The sequence below is a fragment of the Candidatus Woesearchaeota archaeon genome (assembly GCA_021734105.1).
Lineage (GTDB): Archaea > Nanobdellota > Nanobdellia > Woesearchaeales > SKGA01 > SKGA01.
On record JAIPJP010000002.1, the window covers coordinates 28,321 to 51,224 of the forward strand.

Annotated in this window: 1 protein-coding gene; it reads left to right on the plus strand. The window is 37.9% G+C overall.

The window, feature by feature from the left end; translation table 11 throughout:
* The first annotated feature begins 129 nt into the window (after positions 1–129).
* Complete coding sequence (locus K9M74_00565; protein MCF7798375.1) at positions 130–22,779, plus strand: DUF2341 domain-containing protein; 22,650 nt, start codon at positions 130–132, stop codon at positions 22,777–22,779.
* The last annotated feature ends 125 nt before the right edge of the window (positions 22,780–22,904 follow it).

The following is a 22,904-nucleotide window of genomic DNA, read 5'->3' on the forward strand; positions in this document are numbered from 1 at the left end:
TGTAATTTTCTTCTAAGACTTTACCACGACAAAATATAGCGAGAGCTATGTGCAAAATTCCTGTTTAGAGGTGGGTGTACAATTAATAGCGTCACACGCAAGTATAGTGTATTTATAATAGTCTTTTTCATGCTTTTTCTAGCTACGGCGACAGTCTTTTCTTTTACAGAACAAACATCCTCTGAGACTCTTTCTGTACATTTTCCACAACTTTCTGAGCGTACTCTTGAAATAACTTCTCAGGCAAGCAACTACACTATAGAAAACCTTACTCGAAACCCCATAGTGTTTGGAAAACCAGTCAGTTGGGAACTTCTTCTTTCTGATGGTGTTCAATTATTTAACGTTGAATATACTACGCCTCCCGTAGTTGTAGCATCCACACAAACTAATACTGCAACGACCTGGCAAAAAGAATTAACTTTTAGTACTAATTTCACCGAAGGTTATGCTAATATTTCTTATGAGGATGTTCTCCCGCATTTAACAAACTTTACTATTACCCCTCCTATTAGCTATGCAATAGGTTATAATAATGCAATTAGTTTTACACTTCCACAATTAGTGTTAGAAGAAACAATTCTTTTACAAGCATCTTTTTTAGATACTAATAACTCAATTTTTAATACTACAAACACTTCGCCTTTGATTAACATAAATACAAGCCACACCAATCAAACAGTTGTTGTTAACCACACCTTTCCAACCCCACAAGAAACACTTAAAACTCAACAAGCAAAAAGTAAGCATGGCAACTTTGCTTTAACTCTGGCTAAAGGTCAAATCAAAAAAATAGCTATGGCTGATGATTTTTTCCTAACTGTAGAACTAGAAAATATCACTCAACCAGAGAATACAACAATTGATATTGAACTACCTAAACCAGTTCATAAAAATATACATCTTTATCTTTGGTATGAAACACCAACTGGTGATTTTAAATCAATTCCTTACATCTTTTCTAAAAATAGAAAAACACTCACTTTACATTTAGCGGACTTAGCACTCGCACCAAGAGCAGGCGCAATGAAATTTAGACTCAAAGTTGGCCTTTCTGACTATGCTGTTTCTGTGAATAAAAAATCTGCACAAGAAGTAGATGCAGTTATTGATTCAAAACTAGTAGTATTTGAAACGGCATTTGCAGATGTACAATCATTTTCCATTGTTGATCCAGAAAACTTGCCAGAAGTTCCACAACAAGCAGGCGAGTTTACTCACAAACTTCTCAAATTCACGTTAGAAAATCTCACGCAACCAAACGTTACTATTAACTTAACATTTGATGATTTACCTGAAGATTTCCAACTATGGAAATTTAATGCAAACACAGGCAACTGGTACACTTTCCCTTACACACAACTTGACGCAAATACGCTGCAAATTACTCTTGTTGATGGAGGACTAGGGGATGATGACGGAATTGTTAATGGAATAATTGTTGATGACTTGGGTATCACCTTGGGCTGGCAAAACGATAGCTTTGACTGGCGAATTGCATTTAACGTTACTGCAACATCGGGAAGCCTAGTTAATTATTCAACACTAGTACTTCTTAATAACACAGTTTTTAATTTTAGCAACGCGCAAGACGATTTAGCAGACCTTCGAATAGCTTACTACAATGCAACAGCAGACACGGAAACGCTCGTTGCTCATTGGGTGGAAAACTACGATCAAAACTTTAGCTCAGGAAGCACTGCTGCACGTGTATGGTTTAAAGCACTCTACTTGGCAAACAATACTAACACCACCTTCTTTGTCTATTATGGAAACCCATCAGCAAGCTCAACTGCAAACGGAAGCGACGTATTTCTTTATTTTGATGACTTTGAAAACGGCATCGGATTTGATACAGGAGAATTATCTTTAGTACAAAACACTAGTTCAGCAAAAACAGGAACCTATGGAATTTCAGGAGATGGAACTGAAACGTATGATCAAGCATTTAATTCAGGTGTAAACAGTGGACAAGATATTGTTGTTGAGTCATGGGTGAAAAGTTGGGATTGTGATAAATCTCAAGACACTTCTCTTGCAGGTGTCATGGTTGGCCATCCAACAGTAGGAGTGGACCAAGATGGCTATCAAGCATATCTTGATGAACGAGGAAGTCCTTATTTAGGAATTAGACAAGATTATGACAACGGAGATGTTATAGCAAGTGCAACATCCCCTATAACAACATTTGACACGTGGTATTTTCATAGCTTTACTTGGACAACAGCTAATGAACTTATTTTCAAATTGTATGATGAAGACAGATCATTACTGCAAACAATTTCTGCAACAGATGCAACATATACAGATGGAGAATTTGGAATTGGCGCTTGGGGATGTGCGAACTGGGACGAATTTAGAATGAGACCATACACTGCAACAGAACCAACCATAACATTTTATTCGGGAAGCGATTTTGTAGGTATAGCAAACATATCTATAGATAGACCAGTTAACGAGTCAAATCAAACACGTATACAATCATTTACTATGAATGGAACACTTGTTTGTTCTCGAGGACAATCATGCGGAAATGTTAGTACTTATTTTCAATATTATACAACGGCAGCACCAACACAAAGCTGGTTTGAAACATCCTATACTGATTTTAATGATTCTGATTTTGAAAATACTTATAATATATCCTCATCACAAAACGGATTTATTTCTTTAGATGTAGTTAATTCAGGTCATGAATGGTGGAATGTTGACTGGTCAAATAGAATGCCGCTAAAGATTTCAAATGTAACAGCGAATGCAACAGCAATTCCTGTAAAACTTATTATTAATTCTTCAATGGTCGGTACTTCTTTTGACTGGACTACTGATTATAACTCGTCACGTTTTATTTGGATGAATGAAACAAGCGGTCTAGCGCAATCAGCAGATTACTGGATTGAAGAATGGAATACAGGTGCTCAAAATGCAACTATTTGGGTAGAAATTCCTTATCTTGAAGAAAATACGAATACCTCACTATATTTGTATTATGGTAATGATGCAGTCACAACACTTTCAGATGTGGATTCAGTATTTTTATTCTATGATGACTTTAGCGACGGAAATGATGATGGTTGGACTGTTCGAAGTGGAACATGGGTCGTAGAAAATAATGAGTCATACTATCAAACAACAACATTAACCACTTATTTGATATCTGAAGCAGGTGATTCCTCTTGGGAAGATTATACTGTTGAAACATCAATAAACATGACTGGCTTTGGAGGCTCAACATTTTTTGCAGGGCTACTTTACCGCTATCAAGATACAAACAATCATTATGCAGTTATTTTGGATGACCGTGCAGATGATAGCATTTGGCTTCGACAATGGATAGAGGGAAGCTACGCAACAGAAGATCAAGAATGGAATGATGTAAATGTAGATTTAAATGTTTTTTTACCCTTACGAGTTGATATATTTACTAACGATGCAGGAACGCATACCAACAGAATACATTTCGATAACACGATAAAAGAATATAACTACTCTGCGTTTGGAGCTGGTAATATTGGATTAATTGCTCATAACACGCAACCACGATATGATTTTGTTAGCGTAAGAAAATTTACGCCATCACAACTTGTTGTTACTAATTATTCTTCAGAAGAACTCAACGTTTCTTCAAACGGAGAATATTATTCGAATATTTATGACTTTGAAACAGAAGACGTAACTTTTGAGAAAATTTATTGGACTTCATCAGTTCCAGGGCAAACAAGTTTTTCAATGCATACGCGCTCATCAGTAGGACTTGCAGGCGCATGGTACTCAGCAGACTGGCCATACCAAAAAGAAATAAACATCAGTAACACAGCAGGACCACTTTACGAATACCAAGTATTTGTACAAGCGAACCTTTCAACTGAATACGCAGCAGGAAAAATACAAAACAACTGTAGTGATGTACGATTTATCTATCTTAACCAAACGTCTTTAGAACAACAAGAAGTAAACTTCTTTACTGATGCTTGTGATCTCACCAATGAAGACATTGCAGATTTTTGGGTGAAAGTTCCTTTCCTAAAAAATGGTACTATAACTAAACTCTACTTATACTATGGAAATAACTCCTTGCCTTCAGCAAGCAATATTGCAAACACGTTTACCTATACTACCAATAGAACAGTTGGTTATGTAGTAAGTAATATGAGCGCTCGAAATGGTATTCGCGTCACGAGTTTAGAAGATAACAATGAAATAGCAGTTGGCAGCGTAGGACATCAATTAAATGAATTTGACAACGAACTTGTCGTAGGAGGAAGTCTTACTATTGGCTCGGCAATTAAAGCAAAAAACCTTATTCAAGCAGAAGGAAACGGTGATGCAGACGACATGATAGTTCCACTATCATGGGCAGCGACACATTTTGTCTATGAAGGTATGCGATCAGATAATGATACGTATTGTTTTGTCTCGCCATGGGGCACAGCAGAAGTTAATTTGAGCGAAACAGGAGTTTTGCAATGGACTGACAATGTAACAGCAGCGGGCGTTTGCTATCAAGCAGATTTTGCTTCAAACACTGCAACAACAGTTGATTCATCTATTCCAATACTTGCCTACCACCACGGAAGAGATATTTCTCAACCGCCACGAGACTCATGGCCATTTTATCCAGCATCAACAGGACCACTATATCACCCTTCACGATCTAACGCCATTTATATTGGCGTTGGAGAAAATATCACTACGCTCACTTGCTATGGGAGTGATGGTACTTCACAAACAAGAAGTAATGTCGCTGCATTTGGCTATACTGATTGTACATCTCTATCAAATGGAAACTCGGGAAGCGGTGCTGCAGCAAAAATCGTTTCAGACTATCCTATTGGTGCTGTACAACAAGCAGATCACGACGGGACAGAATCAACTGTCTTTGTACCTCGAAAAGAAATGGGAACCGTCTTTGGAGCATACCACGACGCAGAGTACATTGCTCTTGTTTCTCCTTACTCTGGATTTGACTGCGACTTATATGATTCCTCAGGATTTGATAGTACAGCAACATTTAGCACATCCTCAACAGAAGGCGTTGCAAAAGCGTGCTTTGGCTGTGGATCAGATGCGACTTACATAACAGGTCCGTGGAAAGTTGTGTGTGAACAACCAGTCTGGATATACTATGAAGAAGATAGTGATGGTGATGAAACAAATCTCTTTGGCTATAAACAAATGAGACAATATGTCTATCCAGCACCAACCGTAGCTGTTGAGTTAGATGAACTTAATTATACGTATGTTTCTGGAAATCCAGATGATTTTTATCAGTGGTCGCCATGGTTTTTAGAAACAGATAACACCTCAATTAGTTCACCAGATAATAGATATTTACAATATCGAGTCACACTTTCCACAACAAATTCTACAAAATCACCAATTCTAGATGATGTTACTTTAGAATATAAAATCATAGCAAACGCTTGGAAAAATATGAAACCTTCGGGAACATCATTTACTGCTAATAGTCCATATAGTTCTCTTCTTAATCAAACAGTAAATGTCACACCATCGCTAGCAGTAACGCCACAAGAAGTAGGAACCTATCTTGTCAGACTCCTTGCAAACAGCAGTTCACTTAGCGAAACATTCATCTCAGAAAATCGAAGCATTACTATTAATTTACAACCAGCATTCTCAAGCTTTACAACATCATCAAACTTAGTTGCGCGTGATGGAGAAATTACGTTATCAGCACTGTTTTTAGATGACGTGGCTTCACCAATAAAATACTACAACGTTAGTTTTTATGATGAAACAGGAAATGGCAGTCGCTATTTTATTGGGTGGGCAATTACTGATGAAACAGGCTATGCAACAACAACCTACACGATTCCAAGCGATGCAACCTACGGCACGCATATACTTAATGTTTCCTACAACGGCTCAACAACAAATTATATTAATAAAGCAGAACGAACAAGAACGATTAAAGTTTCTTCATCACCAGTAGTTCATGACGTTTTTACTACTCCTGCAAATTTCGGCTACGGATTTAATATTTCTATTCAAGCAAATATAACTGACGGTGTTGGTCTTGATACAGTTCTAGTTAATATTACAAATGAATCAGGACAAACTGAAACTCATGAAATGACTTTGCTTGATGGCTTCTATGTTTATAATTTTAGTCAACCATGGCTTAAACAAAATTATAATTACACTATTATTGCAAATAATACTGATAGCGTTACAACAATAGCAACAGGAAATACTTTTGGTCTGGTTGTTCAATCATATGTTGATATAAAAACAGAAAAGGATGCTTATAGAAATAATGAGTTAGTAGAACTTTCCTTAACTAAAGGTCAATGGCCTGAAATGGAAGGTTGGCTTTATCGACTACCTGTTAATATAACTTCAGAAGCAAGTCTGACCGATTATCAAGTTCAAATTAATTTAGATTCTTCGAATTTTAGATTTAGCGAGTCAAATAATGGCTCAGATATACGATTCACTTATTATAATACAACAACGGGCAATGAAACAAACATTTCTCATTGGACTGAAAGTTATAATGCAACAGCTCAAAGCGCAACCATTTGGGTAAACGTACCTGAAATTTCAGATACCGTTCAAACAAAAATCAATCTTTATTATGGAAATGATAATGTGAATTCATCAAGTAATGGAACAAACACCTTCATTTACTTTGAAGACTTTGACACCACGCCATTTGATTGGTATAATAGTCCTGCAGGAAGTGGTGTTGTTTTAGATAGTACTCGCGCATATAGTGGCACATACTCAGGTCATAAAATCGGAGGAAATGATTATCGAGGAGCTATAGAAGATGTAGGAACGACCTTTGGTCGAGATGTCATTATGGAGTTTTGGGTAAATAGAAATGCAGCTTTTGGTGGTGGACAAGTTGATCGTATAGGTTTTATTGAAGGAACGGGGGATGGTTATGGTTGGGCATTTGATCATAATGCAGACGACATTTTAACCGATGTACGAACAAACTACGGGCCCGCTACATTGAATCCAACTTCAACACCAGATGTTATGGATGAATGGGTCTTTGGACAATTTGTCGTTAAAGCATCAGGAGTTGTTGAAGCATATCGATATGTTGATGGTACGCTTTTGGGAAGCATGGCAACAACTAGCTCAACACATAACGCCTTTAATCGCGTTTATATTTTTGGAGGGTATGATTATTGGGTAGATGATATACGAATTAGAAAAACTAGTGACACTGCTTTTCTAACAACCTCATTTGGCACTGAAGAAGTTGATGCTCTTGGCTTAATTAATGAGGAAAATACAAAATTTAAAGGAGACTTAAAAATGATAGTCCAACGATGGACTGGCTCTGCGTGGCAGAATCTAAACCCTCCTGTCATCGAAGATGATGAGCAAATTCTCGATACTTACGAAGTTGTAGATCTAGCATCCATTTGGGACGCAGCAGGTGCATGGAACACCACAACAAGAGCACCAGGAACCTACAGAATTTACGCAATTATGGAAGACTCCTCAAATAACCTCCTTGAAAATATTGACGGCACTTATATTGTAGGTTCAGCAAACTTTACTATTAAAGAATCAGAAGTGCGACTCGTTAACCTTACTTACGAAAATGAATTTGAACAAGGTCTCCTTGCATATGAAACAGGCGATGTTATAGACTGGATAAATGCAACCGTTCAAGCATTTGAAAACATTGCGTATGACGCGAACGCGACATTGAGCCTTCTAGATAGCTCTAAATCATCTGTTGGCTGGGGACCACAAAGCGAAACAAAACTCTGTGGGGATCTTTTAGAAAATCAGACGTGCGAACAACAATGGAATAACGCAAGCAATGGATACATTATTCCAACTGATGCAGCATCAGGAACCTACACGTTTTACTGGGATGTTCTTTCTACATCGGAAAACGGACAAGAATACAGCAATAATTCTATTTCCTTTGCTGTTCACAACATTCCTCAAACAGCAAACACTAGCCTTTCACAAACAAGAGTCTACAAGCCAAATAGTACTATCTTTAATGTAACTTTTACCAATTTATGGAATGAAAACTTAAGTGGTGTTTCAGCAAACATTAACTGCCCAGCATTCAGCGGGTTTACCTGCCAGAACTTGACGCCAACAACGTTTAGCAGTATTGAAAACGAAACAGACTTCACCATACAATTTAACGTGAGCGCAAATGAAAGCGTGCCGTCAAATGATTATAACTTAACTGTAGAACTTAATTACACCAACCCGGGCGGAGAAACAAAATCTTGGAATGCAACAGCAAACACTTTGCTGGAAGTGCGACTTGCAGGTATACTCGTTATCACTGATTACTTGCACCCAATAACGGTAACTAGAAACAATAATGCAAACTTTTACGCATACATGAATAATAGCGGCGACACCATAGCAACAAACGCTTGGCTAAACTACACGTTCCCGACAGGCTGGACTGTAACAACAGGAAATCAAGACGAATCATTTGCAAGCATTCCAATTAATGGAGTTGTATGGAACAATATTACCGCGCAACCAGGAATTAACGCACTCTTAGGGTCAAGAACTATTCGACTCGATTCAAACGCAGATGACGGAAGAAACGACTTTAAACAATATACTGTAACTGTTTATGCAAACACGTCACTTTCATTAACAAAAAACCTTAGCATTGTAAATCGAGGAGAACACATTGGATTAACAGGAACACTTACGTACGATAATGGAACGCCTGTAACTAACCGCTGGATATATTTTTACGATGAAACAGAAAACACTTACCTTGGCGCAAATCAAACAAACGCACTAGGACAAGCAACACTGGCTTATTATATTAACTCCTCTTCAACCTTAAGTTTGCACACACTTAATGCAAGCTTTAACGGCACAACAAGTCTTTACCTTCGGCCAACAGCGACAACAACAAGTATTGACGTTCATGAAAAACCACAATTTTCAAACGTGCTTATTTCACCAAACCTTTCTGGCTATGGAAGCAATGTCTACATAAATTCAACTGTAACAGATATTGACGTCTTTGACGAAATAGATACCGTCTGGGCAATTATTACTTATCCAGACGCTTCAACACAACGAGTAAACCTTACTAATGTACCTCCCGATGATTTTTATTATATTTTTAATGAAACATGGGAATTAGGAAACTACGCTGTAACACTTTATGCAAATGACACGACTGGCGCGCAAAACAATTCAAACAGCTATTCATTTAGCGTTAACGCAAGCCTTCTTCTTTCTATGCAAACAGCACAAAACAGCTATTCTCAAAACGAAGAAGTAAACTTAAGTGATGGCGGTCTAACTTCTTGGTGGAATACAGACTGGCCATACCGAATAGCAATCACTGCAGAAAACACCGCAGAAAACTTAACTGACTATCAACTCTTTATCAGACGAAACCTAGGAACAGCTTATACCAACGGAAACATCCAAGCAGATTGTAGCGACGTACGATTCACGTATTATAACACAACAGCACAAACAGAACAAGAAATAACGTTTTATACGGACTATTGTAGTTTAACATCAATTAACAACGCAGACTTCTGGGCAAAAATACCTTTTATGCAAAACGCAACCAACACAACAGTTTACTTATACTATGGTAATAATCAAGCAACAGATGCAAGCAACCTTACAGCAACATTCACCTATGACTCGCCAAAAACTATTGGGTACGTTGTCGGCGAAGATCACGTAAGCAATGGACTAGAAATTATGAGTTATGTTGCAAGTAACGAAGTTAATGTGGGTGCAAGTACGTATACTTTAGGAGAATTCGGCACACAAACAGTGAGCTCAGGACTTTCTCTTGCAACAGAAATTCAAGCAAAAGATGCAGTGCAAATAGAGGGAGCAGGAGCAGACGATGACATTATCGCGCCAGTATCATGGGCATCAACCGAATTTATTTTTGGTGGTATGCGATCAAACGACCGATTTTGTATGTTGAGTCCATGGGGCAGTGCGAGCGTTACTATTTATGATGGTGGAAGTAGTGATTGGTCAGGAACAGTAACAAGTAGCGGAACATGCCAAACAGTTGATATTAGTAACGGGAATGCAGCACGTGTTGTTTCAGACATACCTATTTTAGTAGTAAAAACATCTACAAATAGTCGAGACGCGTATACCTTTTATCCAGCAACAACTGATGATATTTATGGAGGCTCAGCATCAAATGCTGTTTTTATCGCATCAGGACCAAGCGTTACTGCAGTAAGCTGCATTGGCGCAGATGCAACTTCAGGAAGTACATCAATTCCTGCAAATGATGAATATGACTGTGGTGCAGATGTAACTACGGGAGATTCAGGTTCGGGAACAGCAGTAAAAGTAGTATCTGATTATAAAATAGGGGCAATACAACAAGCAGATCATGATGGGACGGAATCTACTGTTCTTGTTCCAACAAAAGAATTTGGAACAGTCTTTGGCTCAGGACTTGACGCACAATACATTGCAGTAGTTTCACTCACGCAAAATAATAATTGTAGTATTTACACATCAGGCGGTCTTTTTGACTGGGATATTTCAACTGGAACAAGTGCTCTTTCTCAAGCTTGCTTTGGTTGTAACTCGGATAGTGTCTTTGTATCGGGCCCATGGAAAATGGAATGCGAACAACCTGTTTGGGCTTATTATGAGGATGATAATGATCATGAAACAAATATGCTTAGTTATAAACAGCTCAGACAATACGTGCACCCTGAACCAAGCTTAACGTATTCTAGCGAACAAAGCAGAGGATCAAAAGTTTACAATCAACAAACAAACACGCATAAAGGATACGTACTCTTAACTGTTCAAGAAAACTCAACAGGAAGTTGGAATCACGTCGCAACTATTAGTAATGACACGAGCACACTGCGAAGTATTCCTGCAACAGGATTAGACTTAGCAACTATTTGGAATAGTGTTTCTTGGAACACAGGAACAATTGCTGCAGGAACCTATCGTGCATACGGAGCATTGCAAGACGATCAAGGAACAACATTAACAAACTATGATTCTTCAGAAATAACGGGCGATTGGGAATTCATTCTTGAAGCGCCAGACCTACACTTAGCAATTGATGATCTGCGCATTTATGATGTCACTGAAACAGCACAAGCAAACTGGAGAATTTATACTGGCGACTTAATTGGATCAGGACTAAACAACTCGCACACGCTTTACAAAGATGATATCTACCGAATAGAAGTCGATGTAGAAAATATTGGATCAACAACATGGACAATTAATGATACAACTATTAATTACTCGAATTTTAATCAGAATTGGACGATTAACGAAACGGATTATATTTGGTACTCGACACTTGCTACCATTGCAAATCGACGAGCAGACACGTCAAAACTTTCAGGAAATTTCACTGACACAATCACTTGGGATATTAGTAGTAATCAAGGAACTGTCGCTGCAGGAGACGTTGCAACATTCTTTTTTATTATTAATATGAGTGAGGAAGATACGAAAGGCATTCGATTTAGAATAGAGCACCCTGACTTTGACATTTCAGACTACTCCACCTTAGAAAGTATTATTTTTACAGTCAACGCCCCAGCACTTTACAACGACATCTACAATTTTACTGATACAAAAGTAATCAGAGGAGACAACACAACACTTTACGCGCGATGGGATAAAACAATTGGAGAAGCAAATTTTACCTACAACGTCGTTACACCAGTAGGCTACGCCACCTATCAAAACACTACTCCTGCAAATACGAAAAATTGGTCAAATTATACTATTAATACTGGTTCCACCTGGTTTTTAGGAAATCACAGTGCAAAAATAATCGTAGAAGATCAAAGTGGCAATACCAACACCTCTTTACCTTACTTAACGTTTGGAGTTTGGGGCCATGCACAACCAACATCCATACAACTTAACACTAGCAATATTGCCGTAGGCGACAATGTTTCTATTCAATGTAGAATTACAGACGCAACAAACGGAAATAGCGTTATCGCAGGATATAACGTAAGCTTTACTAATGGAACAGATACTCTTGGCTGGAACACAACTAGTGCTACAGGATGGGCAGTATTTAATTATCATGATCTTACAGCGGGCTCAGAGCAAGTCGGTTGTTTTATTACCGAATCAGCCGCAGATTTTTACACTATTGGTGCTCTTAATAGCACTATGACAACACTTCTTACAACAGAAGAAGTACTTCCAACTTACTCATCGCTATCAGGACCAACAACTGCACATAAAGGAGATGTTGTTGGACTTAATAGTTATTGGCAAGATAATTTCGGCCTTGACTTTGCAAACCTTTCAACAAACGCAACAGGAACCTTTGCAAATGCTAGTCGCTTAGAAATTTCAGGACTTGCTGACTGGGCAAATTTTAGTTATACGATTCCGACATCAATGACCCCTGGGACTTTAGGATGGAAAGTACATGGTGTTGATACTTCAGGAAATGTGAACACTACTTATGTTTCAACTATAGCTGTCTGGGGATATTCTGAAATTGGCTCTTCAACACTTAGTCCTGCAAGTGTGCAAGAAGGCAATCCAACAACTATGGGTTGTCGAATTGTAGATGAGCAATCTCTTAGCGCACTTTCAAATTATAACGTTACTTTTTATTATCAAAACAAATCAAACCCTGGCTACATTTATCTGGGTTACAATCTAACCAATACGACAGGATGGGCAAATTACAATTTCATACTTCCTAATGCATCAACCTATGATATTAAATGTAATATTACTGATGATGCAACGCAACAATACAACTCTTCAACACCATTTTTTGCAGTAAAAGAACTTAATGTTGTATCGAGCGCAGACGTATATCCGCCACTCATTATTAATGGAAATTATGGTATAAATGATACTGAACTTTATAGAGGACAATGTTTCATGGTCTATGGTGAATGGAACGAATCAATTAATGAATCTTGGATACAATACAATAACACACCAACAAACATCACTGAATTTAATGGCACTGCACCATTCACTGCAAACTGGACAAACATATCTATTTGCACCAACAATACCTGGGTCCCAGGAGAATATACTGTCCAACTCTTTGCAAAAGACCAAGAAGGAAACCTTAACAACACGTTATCAACACTATCTTTTGAAGTAAAAGCACGAGCAAACCTTTCGTGGATAGGACCGATAGGCGACCTTAATAGAACAACAATAAATTTGAGTTGTCAAGTACATGACTTTGATACAGGAGACCCTATCAGCGGATACACTGTTCGATTCTACGATGGAGATGAAGGAAGCACCTTAGGTAATGTAGCAACTAACGCAAGCGGTGTTGCAACACTGGAATATGATTATACAATCATTAACTCAGGAAATCCAGTTAACGTAGGACCAGACGCACTTTCGTGTCAGATATTTGTATCAGCAGGCTATGAACTTGCAACCAGCTTTGTAGAAGAAACTGTCTACTTTTACGGCGACCTTGCTGCAAATATTACAACGCCAGTTTCAGGAGCAATTATGCACACAGGAGTTGCAGAATCATTAGTAGTTAATGCTGAAGATGAATTTGGTAACACAGTAAGGGATATTAATGGTAACGTAGCAACCATAGATGCAACTTGGAAAAATAGCACGCAAACAACACTTGCAACGGGGGCTAGCACTACTTGGTCAATTCCTGCAACGTACGCAACAGGAGTAGAAACCATCACAGTAAATATTACTGAGCCCTATTATCGATGGAACACTGATAGTGTTAATGTAAATATCTGGGGCTATGCAGATGTGACCATTTCAACACCTCCAGCAGGAACTTATGCGAATAATACGCCTTTGATGCTGACGTGTCGAGTAACTAACAGCGCAACAGGACAAGGAATAAACACGTACCCTATCGCATTTTATAATGATTCAACACTTCTTACAACAACACCTGCAAACGCAACAGGCTATGCAACCTACACGATTAACACTAACACCATGCAAGAAGGAGACCGTGTTCTTCGATGCGAAATTGATAACAACGCTCCACTTCTTTATAACAAAAGCAGCGCATATCAAAGTAATGTTAGCGTCATTGTAGATGCATCAGCACCCGTAATTATGTATACAGCAAGTAGTGATGCAAACAACACTTATAATAGAAACTGGATTTACGCGCGAGTACTTCTTACTGAACCAAACCTTGACACACTTTACTTAAATTGGAATGGAACAAACGAAACATTCACCGCAAGTGCAGGAAACGAATACTGGACAAACAAAACAGGACTTGGAGACGGAAACTATACGTACCTTGCTTGGGCAAACGACACTGCAGGAAACACAGGTCAATCACTTCTTCGAAAAGTAATTGTTGATACAACTTCTCCAGTTGTTACCATTTATTCTCCGCAAGAACAACCATACAACGCAACAACACTTCTTATTAACTATACAGTAACTGATGCAAATGTTGACGCTTGCTGGTATAACCTTGATAATAACGCAACAACAAATAGTACTTTAACTGGATGTCAACTAGATAACTTAACGAGTCTAAGTGAAGGAAATCACAGCATCATAATATATGCAAATGACACTGCAGGAAACCTTGGACAAACAGCAATTAATTTCTCTGTAGATACTACCTTCCCAACAGTAAGCATCAGCCACCCAGTTAATACTTCATCTTACTTTGATGATAACGTACAAGACCTAAACTTTAGCACAGGAGACGACATTGCACTCGACTCTTGCTGGTACACCTTAGATAACGGCGCAGAAGCACCTATACCTGGCTGCGCAAATACCAGTATTTCTGGATTAACCAATGAAAACCACACGTTAAGTGTTTTTGTTAACGACACAGCAGGAAACGTAAACAACGAAACAATTTGGTTTATTATTAACTTAAACAAACTTATTCCTCTACCAGTAGCGCCAGAAAATAATTCTTATCTTAACAACCAAACCATTTATGTGAATGCAACAACAAATATTAACGCAACATCTTGTAATTACTCTATTGATGACGGCGTACCAAGTAGTATGACTAACTCAACAAACCTTGATTGGTATGCACTCACGCCAGCTTTAACAGAAACATTCCATAATCTCACCTTCTATTGTTGGAATGGTAGCGCAAATATTCAAACCGAATATCGATACTTTACTATTGATGTAACTGCTCCAGTAGTATCCTATGAATTACCTACTGATACTGATGGTCTTGGTGTTGGACGAAACTGGACGCTTATTAATATTTCAACAAACGAACCAACAAACGTAGGTATCTTAGAATGGTATAACGGCGCAACCTATCAAAATTATACGATGAACAAAGCAAGTAACACTAGCTACTGGATAAATATGTCGGGACTAGCAGATGATACTTATTCGTATAGAGTCTTTGCAAACGATTCAGCAGATAACTTTGGCAACACCACGTCAAGAACAATTATTGTTGCAACAACCATTCCATATATTATGCTTACTTCCCCAGTTAACACAACCGAATACACGTCTAATCTACTTTGGCTTAATGCAACAGCAAGCAAACCGATTAGCACCTGGACGTTTGAACTTAATGAAGAGAACTACACCTTCACACCAGATATTATTTTCCCAGCAGAACTCTTTGAAAACAATTTAACTGTCTACGCAACAGACGCAGACAACAACACAGGAAAAATAACTATCGCATTCACTGTTAATAACACGGTAACATGGACAGATACCTTCCAGACATACGCAGGACTTACAGCAGCAGAAAACTTAGCAGTAGATACCAACGCAAGTGTAGATTTTTGTTGGCCAGTTCTACGAAACGAAACTTTCTCTGCACAAAATAACATGGAAGCTTGTTGGCATTACCGTCAACCAGTATCAGTCACATCAACAACAACGTTAATAGATTATCAAACAGTATTGCACTTAAACATTAGCAGTTTGGTAAGTAGTAGTAAAGCAAATGCTGACTGTAGCGATTTACGATTTACCTATTATAATGAAACAACAAATCAAGATGAACTCATTGATTACTTCTTAGATGATTGTAGTAATACTGACGATGTACAGGTATGGCTAAAATTACCTCTTATTAATTCATCATCAAAAGTGCACGTCTATTATGGAAATCCTCGCGCAGAAGACAAATCAAACGGAACTGCAATCTTTGAACTTTTTGAGCCATTTAATTCAGTAACGGTAGGAAACTGGGGAAGCAACGCAGCAAACTGGGCTAGCTCAAACGGCATTTCTTATCCAACAACATCTGGCGGTTCATCGCAAATTACTTCAACAACTGCAACATCCACTCAATATGCAATAGAACTAAAACTAGCAGGAAACTCAACATCGGGGTCTGCAGGACGATTCTTCTTTGGACGACCAGCAGGCGCAAACAAATACATGGGACTTTACATCGACCCTCCAGGAAACAGAGTACGACTCTTTAACAACGCATATACTGATTATACTATTAATGCATCCGAACAAAATAAATACTCCTTAGTAGCAGACTTTGTTAACAACAACTATACCCTTCATGTCAATAACAGTGTTTCTCCACAAATAGAACTTTCCACTAGCGCAACAGGAAGCATTCCAAATCCAATTTTTTACTCTTACTATACACAAGGTCTTCTTTTAGACTACTACGCACTTCGTAAATATTCGCCAAACCATCCAACAGTAGGTAGTATGGGTGGAGAAGAAACACCAATAACTAACGCGACCTTTAGAAGTAAACTTATCTCGCCAAACCCATTTGGCGCATGGGTTAATTTTATTGCTTCAGGAAATTTCCCTGCTGGAACGGACGTAACATTCCAACTTCGAAATGCAACAGATGCAAATATTTGTGGTAATTTAACATATGCTCAAGTATCCGCAGGCTACGAGCCATGCATGAATGCAGCATTTTTTACAGATGTTTACCTTTGGGCGCAATTAGAAACAACAGCAACATTGAGCACACCTTATTTATTTAATTGGACGATAGAATGGAATACTTCTATGACTGATAACATAGTTCCGCAAGTAACGGTGACTTCGCCTTTAGCAATTACGCAAAACCAATCAACATCAGTTCTGCTTCAAGCAACTGTTATTGACAATGTTAATATGAGTCACGTTTTTGCTAATGTTTCTTGGGATGCAGGAGTAAACTGGGAGAACATAGAACTTATCAAACAAGGAACAAGTAACACCTATAATGCAACATTCACTAATACTAGCTTAATTGGTGTTTACAACGTAGCTTTCTTTGCAAATGATTCCCGAAATAATATTAATGATACAGAAACTGGCAATTTTACCATTCGAGACTCAGTGGGACCGACTATTAATTCTCATAACGCATCACCATCACCAACTGCATATGAATTAAACATTACTATTCTTGCAAACGTAACTGACAATCTTGGTGTTGGTGACGTTTTCGTAGAAATTGAAAACACTAACTATACTATGCAACCGCTTGGTGGTCAAGTATATAGTTATGAATTTAACACAACAGATTATGCAGCAGGAACCTATAATTACTATATTAATGCAAATGACACGAGCAATCCTACTAACTGGGCAATTGAACAAACAGGAAGCTTTACCATTGCTCAAGCAACCAGCAACATATCGCTTTTTATTAATGGCACACAAGGAAACTACGAAACAAATCAAGACTATCAAATAAATCTCAGCGCAATCATTACCAAGCCATCGCCGACAACAGACTATATTGCAATCTTTGTCAATGGCACATTATCGGCAAACGCATCAGGGACAGCAGAAAACATCACCAGCTTTACACCAGGAACATATAATATCTCCGCATCTTATTTAGGAAACGAAAATTACACGAGCGCCAGTGTATGGTATACGTTAACTGTTAACGACACCGAAGCACCAATCATTAACAATTATAATGCAACGCCAAACCTGACTGCATATAGAAACGAAATTACTATTTTTGCAAACATCACCGATAATATTCTTGTAGATACGGTACTTGTAGAAATCGTTGGTGTAAATTATAGTATGAATGGACCGCCAGGAGATATTTATAATTACACGTTTAACACAACTGATTATGCGGCTGGCTTTTACAATTATACTATTTGGGTTAACGACACCGCAAATAATAGCGCAACAAAACAAACAGGCAACTTCACCATAATTCAAGTAACAAGTATTCTTGCACTCTATTTGAATGGCACGCAAGGTAATGAAAATGCAACGACAGCAGACATTATTAACATTACTAGCGTGTTAACACTACCAGCAGGAACATCTGACTTTGTACAAATCTACAGAGAAGGTTTGCTTATTGCAAATAGCAGCAGTCCAGCAGTAAATATTTCGCAGCAACCACTCGGTTATCATAATATCACAGCTGAATTCTTAGGTAATGTCAATTTCACAGGAACTAGTGTGATGTGGTTCCTTAATATCACGGATGGCACCCCTCCAAGTATTAACTCCCACAATGCAACACCAAACAGTACCATTTACGGCAACAACATAACGCTTTATGCAAACGTCACAGATAATGTTGCCGTTGATACTGTTTATTTTGAAATTAATGGCGTGAACCAATCAACAACGCCTGCTGGAGATATTTATAGTTATGAATTTAATACAACAGATTATGCTGTCGGATTCTACACGTATCGAGTACTGGCGAATGATTCATCAGATAATTTTGCAACACCACAAATAGGAAACTTCACTATTTTTCCGGCTACTAGCGAGCTTCATCTTTATTTGAATGGTACCGAAGATAATGTAAGCTTTGATGAGGACTTGTTGATTAATTTGACTGCTGATTTGAGTGTTCCTGTTCTTGGTGAGAATGTTTGGATTTTGCTAGATGGTGTGAGTGTTGCTAATAGTTCTAGTCCTGCTGTAAATATTTCTGCTCATCAGCCTGGAGTCTATAATATTACCGCTGTGTATGCTGGCAATGAGAATTATTCTGGAACTCGTGTTACTTGGTTTATGACCATTAACGACACGACAAATCCAAATGTAACTGCATTATTACCAACCACAGGATTTGTAATCAATGATTCTATGCCTATTCTTATTAGTGCGAATATAACTGATAATGTAAATGTAAGCAAAGTCTTTGCAAATGTAAGTTGGAATGGTATGTATAATTACATTGAATTAACAAGCACAAACAATTTAACGTATAATTACACGTTTACTAATACTTCCTGGGTAGGAAATTATGGTGTACTCTTCTTTGCAAATGATTCTGTCAATAATATTAACAATACAGAAACAACCTGGTTTAATGTTACGTTCTCAGATGATCAAGCACCAAACATTACTAGTTTTAATGCAACTCCAAACGTAACCAGTTATGGTAACAATATCACTATTTATGCAAACGTGACTGACAATGTCGATGTGAGTGATGTATTTGTAGAATTTGATGGTACGAATTACAGCATGACTAATGATAGTCTACCTGGAGTCGGTGGTTCAATTTATGGTTATAGATTCAATACAAGTAATTATGCAGTAAACATTTATTCATTTAGAATTGTAGCAAATGACACAAACAAAACCCATCTTCTTACGGCAAACTTTACACAACTAACAACAGGCGATGCACTTACTGGTCTTTTAAGTTATTGCGAACTACGCGAAAATAGTACGAATAATTGGTCATCACCAATAAAAATGTCTTATGATTCTGAAACAACAACCTATAGCGCAACACTACCTTCCCCTAAACAATATTGGTTTCAAATAACTTGTGTGGATACAAAACAGGAAACAAATTTATTTATTATTGGTGATGTAGATACTAGCAAACCAAAACTCATTGATTTACCAACAAATGAATTGTTTATTGAGGATTTATATGAACCGGTTAATGATACTAATTCGCCAACAACAATCACCTATCAAACAAGCAATGGTAATTTTGTTTTAACAACAACAGAAGGTATCTTAGAAGAATTTGGCGTTACTGATACTTTGGCTCTTTTTTTTACTATACGTAATGTTAGCAGTAAACCGGTTGCTGTTGATTTGGCATTACCTTTTGCATTACCTAAAGGATTACATTTCTATTTATGGAAAGAAGTTAACGGTGAAACAATTGCTGTACCTTATGAAATTTCTTCTGATAGCAGAAGTCTGACGCTGATTTTACAAGATGGCGTTATTGATGAAGATGGACTTGTTAATGGCGTTATTGTTGATCCTTTACAACTTATGTTACCTACCTACGATTTCTTTGTCTCAAAAACCAATACAACTAGTACACACGTAACGGTTGCTGAGCGAGAATTTTTCGTAACAACACCTAAAGGAGCATTGGAGTCCGTGGCATTGGTAGATCCCCTCAATCTGCCAAACTTGCCCGGTACTCCAAACTCCTTTACACATAAACTCGTGCGCTTCACAGCCGACACGCTTGGTGCTGAAGCGCTCGATGTTTATTTGACCTATGATGACTTACCAATAGAATTTGAACTATGGAAATTTAATTCTCAAACCATTGCATGGTATGAGTTTCCTTACGAAAGAATTGATGAAAAAACTATTATGATAACTTTGTATGATGGCGGCTTAGGAGATGATGACGGAGAAGTTAATGGTATTATTGTTGATGATGTGGGCATAATTAGTTTAGGAACAGAACTGCGCATTGGCGATTTGAGTGACTCACAAACAGTTTATTCGAATGAACAAAATTATTTCTATGCTAATTATACGAACGCATCAGACGGTAGCGCAATTAACGACACTATTGGCTATTGCGAATTCACAGAAAATAGCACTGGTAGTTGGAGCGCACTTGTGAATATGACGTATAATTATGAGAATGGATTGTATGAACTTAATAGAACAATAACGACAGGTACGCATATGTTTAATGTGAGTTGTTTTTCAACAGATGTACGTTATCAAAACATAACGCTTAATGAAACATTCAATATAACGCTCTTTGTAGATGAAGCGCCAGTAATTGAAATACAACTACCTGCAGCAAACGTAGTGACTACAGTTCAAAATGTTAGTTTTTCCTGTGGATTTACTGATACACTTAACTTAGCAAACATTACACTTTACTTAACAAATGCAACAAACGAATCATTTGGTGTTAACGATACAACGATTGTTAGCGGACTTTCCAATAGTTCCTCTTGGGAATACGCGCTAGATAGAGGAACATATACTTGGAATTGCCTTGCAGAAGACAATGCCTCGCAAGCAACAGGAGGAGTGAATAAAACAATATATGTGAATGAACCAGCAAACGCAACATACACAGGATTTAGTGGGAATACTACGGCATTTAACACCTATCCAACACCTGAAGCAATACTTGGCGCAACACTTGACGCACCTGGCGATGCACAAATAGAATGGAACGGTGTTGTGAATGCAAGTAATCAAGACTTCGATAGTTTTGTTACGCTCGGACAAAATGTGGTGAGTGTAGATATTGGTGGATTAGATACTAGTTTTAACAGCAGTGCAAATGTCACGCTTCGAAATATTTCTTGGGCGTATCCAGTAGTTTATCGCAATGGTGTGCTTTGTACTGGTTGTGACGTACTGAGTTATGCAAATGATGTATTGGTCTTTAACGTCACAGGATTTTCATCTTATACAACCGGCGAAGGAACAAACCTGTCTATTTGGGATACCAGTGATAGTGTGGAAGTCTTTAACGACGAACAAAATATCTTTTATGCAAATTACACCAACATTACAGATGGTAGTGCAATTACTGGTCTTGACGTATATTGCGAGTTCACAGAAAATAGCACGGGAACTTGGAGCGCACTTAATAATATGACTTACAATATAACAAGTGGTCTTTATGAATATAATAAAACACTCCATGATGGTATTTCACAATTCAATGTAAGTTGTTATAATGATCAAAACTATGCAAACCTATCGCTTGTTGATAGCGTGAATATCACTCGACGACCAACAAGAGAACTCCATATCCTTAACATTACGTACTCATCATCATCGCCAATTGAAGGAACAAGCGTCACAGTATATGTGAACGTTTCAAATACAGGAAATGAATCAGCAACAAATTTCACACTCGATGTAAATGTTTCCTTATGGAATGGAACAGCTGGCGTTTTTGATGAAACATTATCTCTTGTTAATCAAAATATTGCAGATGCAACAACAACACTGTTTGAACTTTCTTGGACGGCTCAACCAGGAACCTATATTTTTGATGCTTATGTTGATAGCGAGTTTAACGTAACAGAACTCAATGAAACCAATAACACGTTTAGTACTAATGTAACAGTTGATGCATGGGCATATCAACACGGAGAAATAAACCATACTGTTGTTTTAGGGGCGGGTACAAATGAAGTCTTGAACTGGTCAGATGACTCTGAAGACGGTTATGTCTTTTTTTATGATTATGATTCTTCTATTAATCTTCTTGCGCTTGAAGCATTAGGAACAGGAAGCAATGATTTTATAGAAGCAGATGAGGCGCTAGGCATGACTGGATTTAGTGATTCTATAGCTGAACTCTTTGATGCAGACGGTAATGATATAGCAGATAGCACAACAAGTGTTACGGTCTTTGGCACCACCTATAATGATGTGCCAACAACGCTCTCAACGAACTCCTCCTCTTCATTTACTACAGGAATAATGTGGGATGCAACAGGAGGGGGCGAATATGACGGTAGTCAAGACCTTGTCATCGTTGCAATAGTAAGCGCTACTACTGCCGGCGCTTATGGCACTTATGATTATGAGGTTCGCGTGCCTGCTTTACTTAAATCATGGAAAGGCAGCAACGACTTTTTTGCTTACGCAACAGAATTCACCTAAAAATTTTAAGCAAACACGTTTTAGAGCTTCTTCTTAAGGAATTTAATTGTTTTAAGCTTTTTCTACAGTATTTTCTTGTTGTTTTCCCTCAAAAAAGAAAACACATCTTTAAATACTAATGTATT

Excerpts from the sequence above, each read along its gene's own strand:
- K9M74_00565 (MCF7798375.1), top strand. The coding sequence starts at position 130 with ATGCTTTTTCTAGCTACGGCGACAGTCTTTTCTTTTACAGAACAAACA.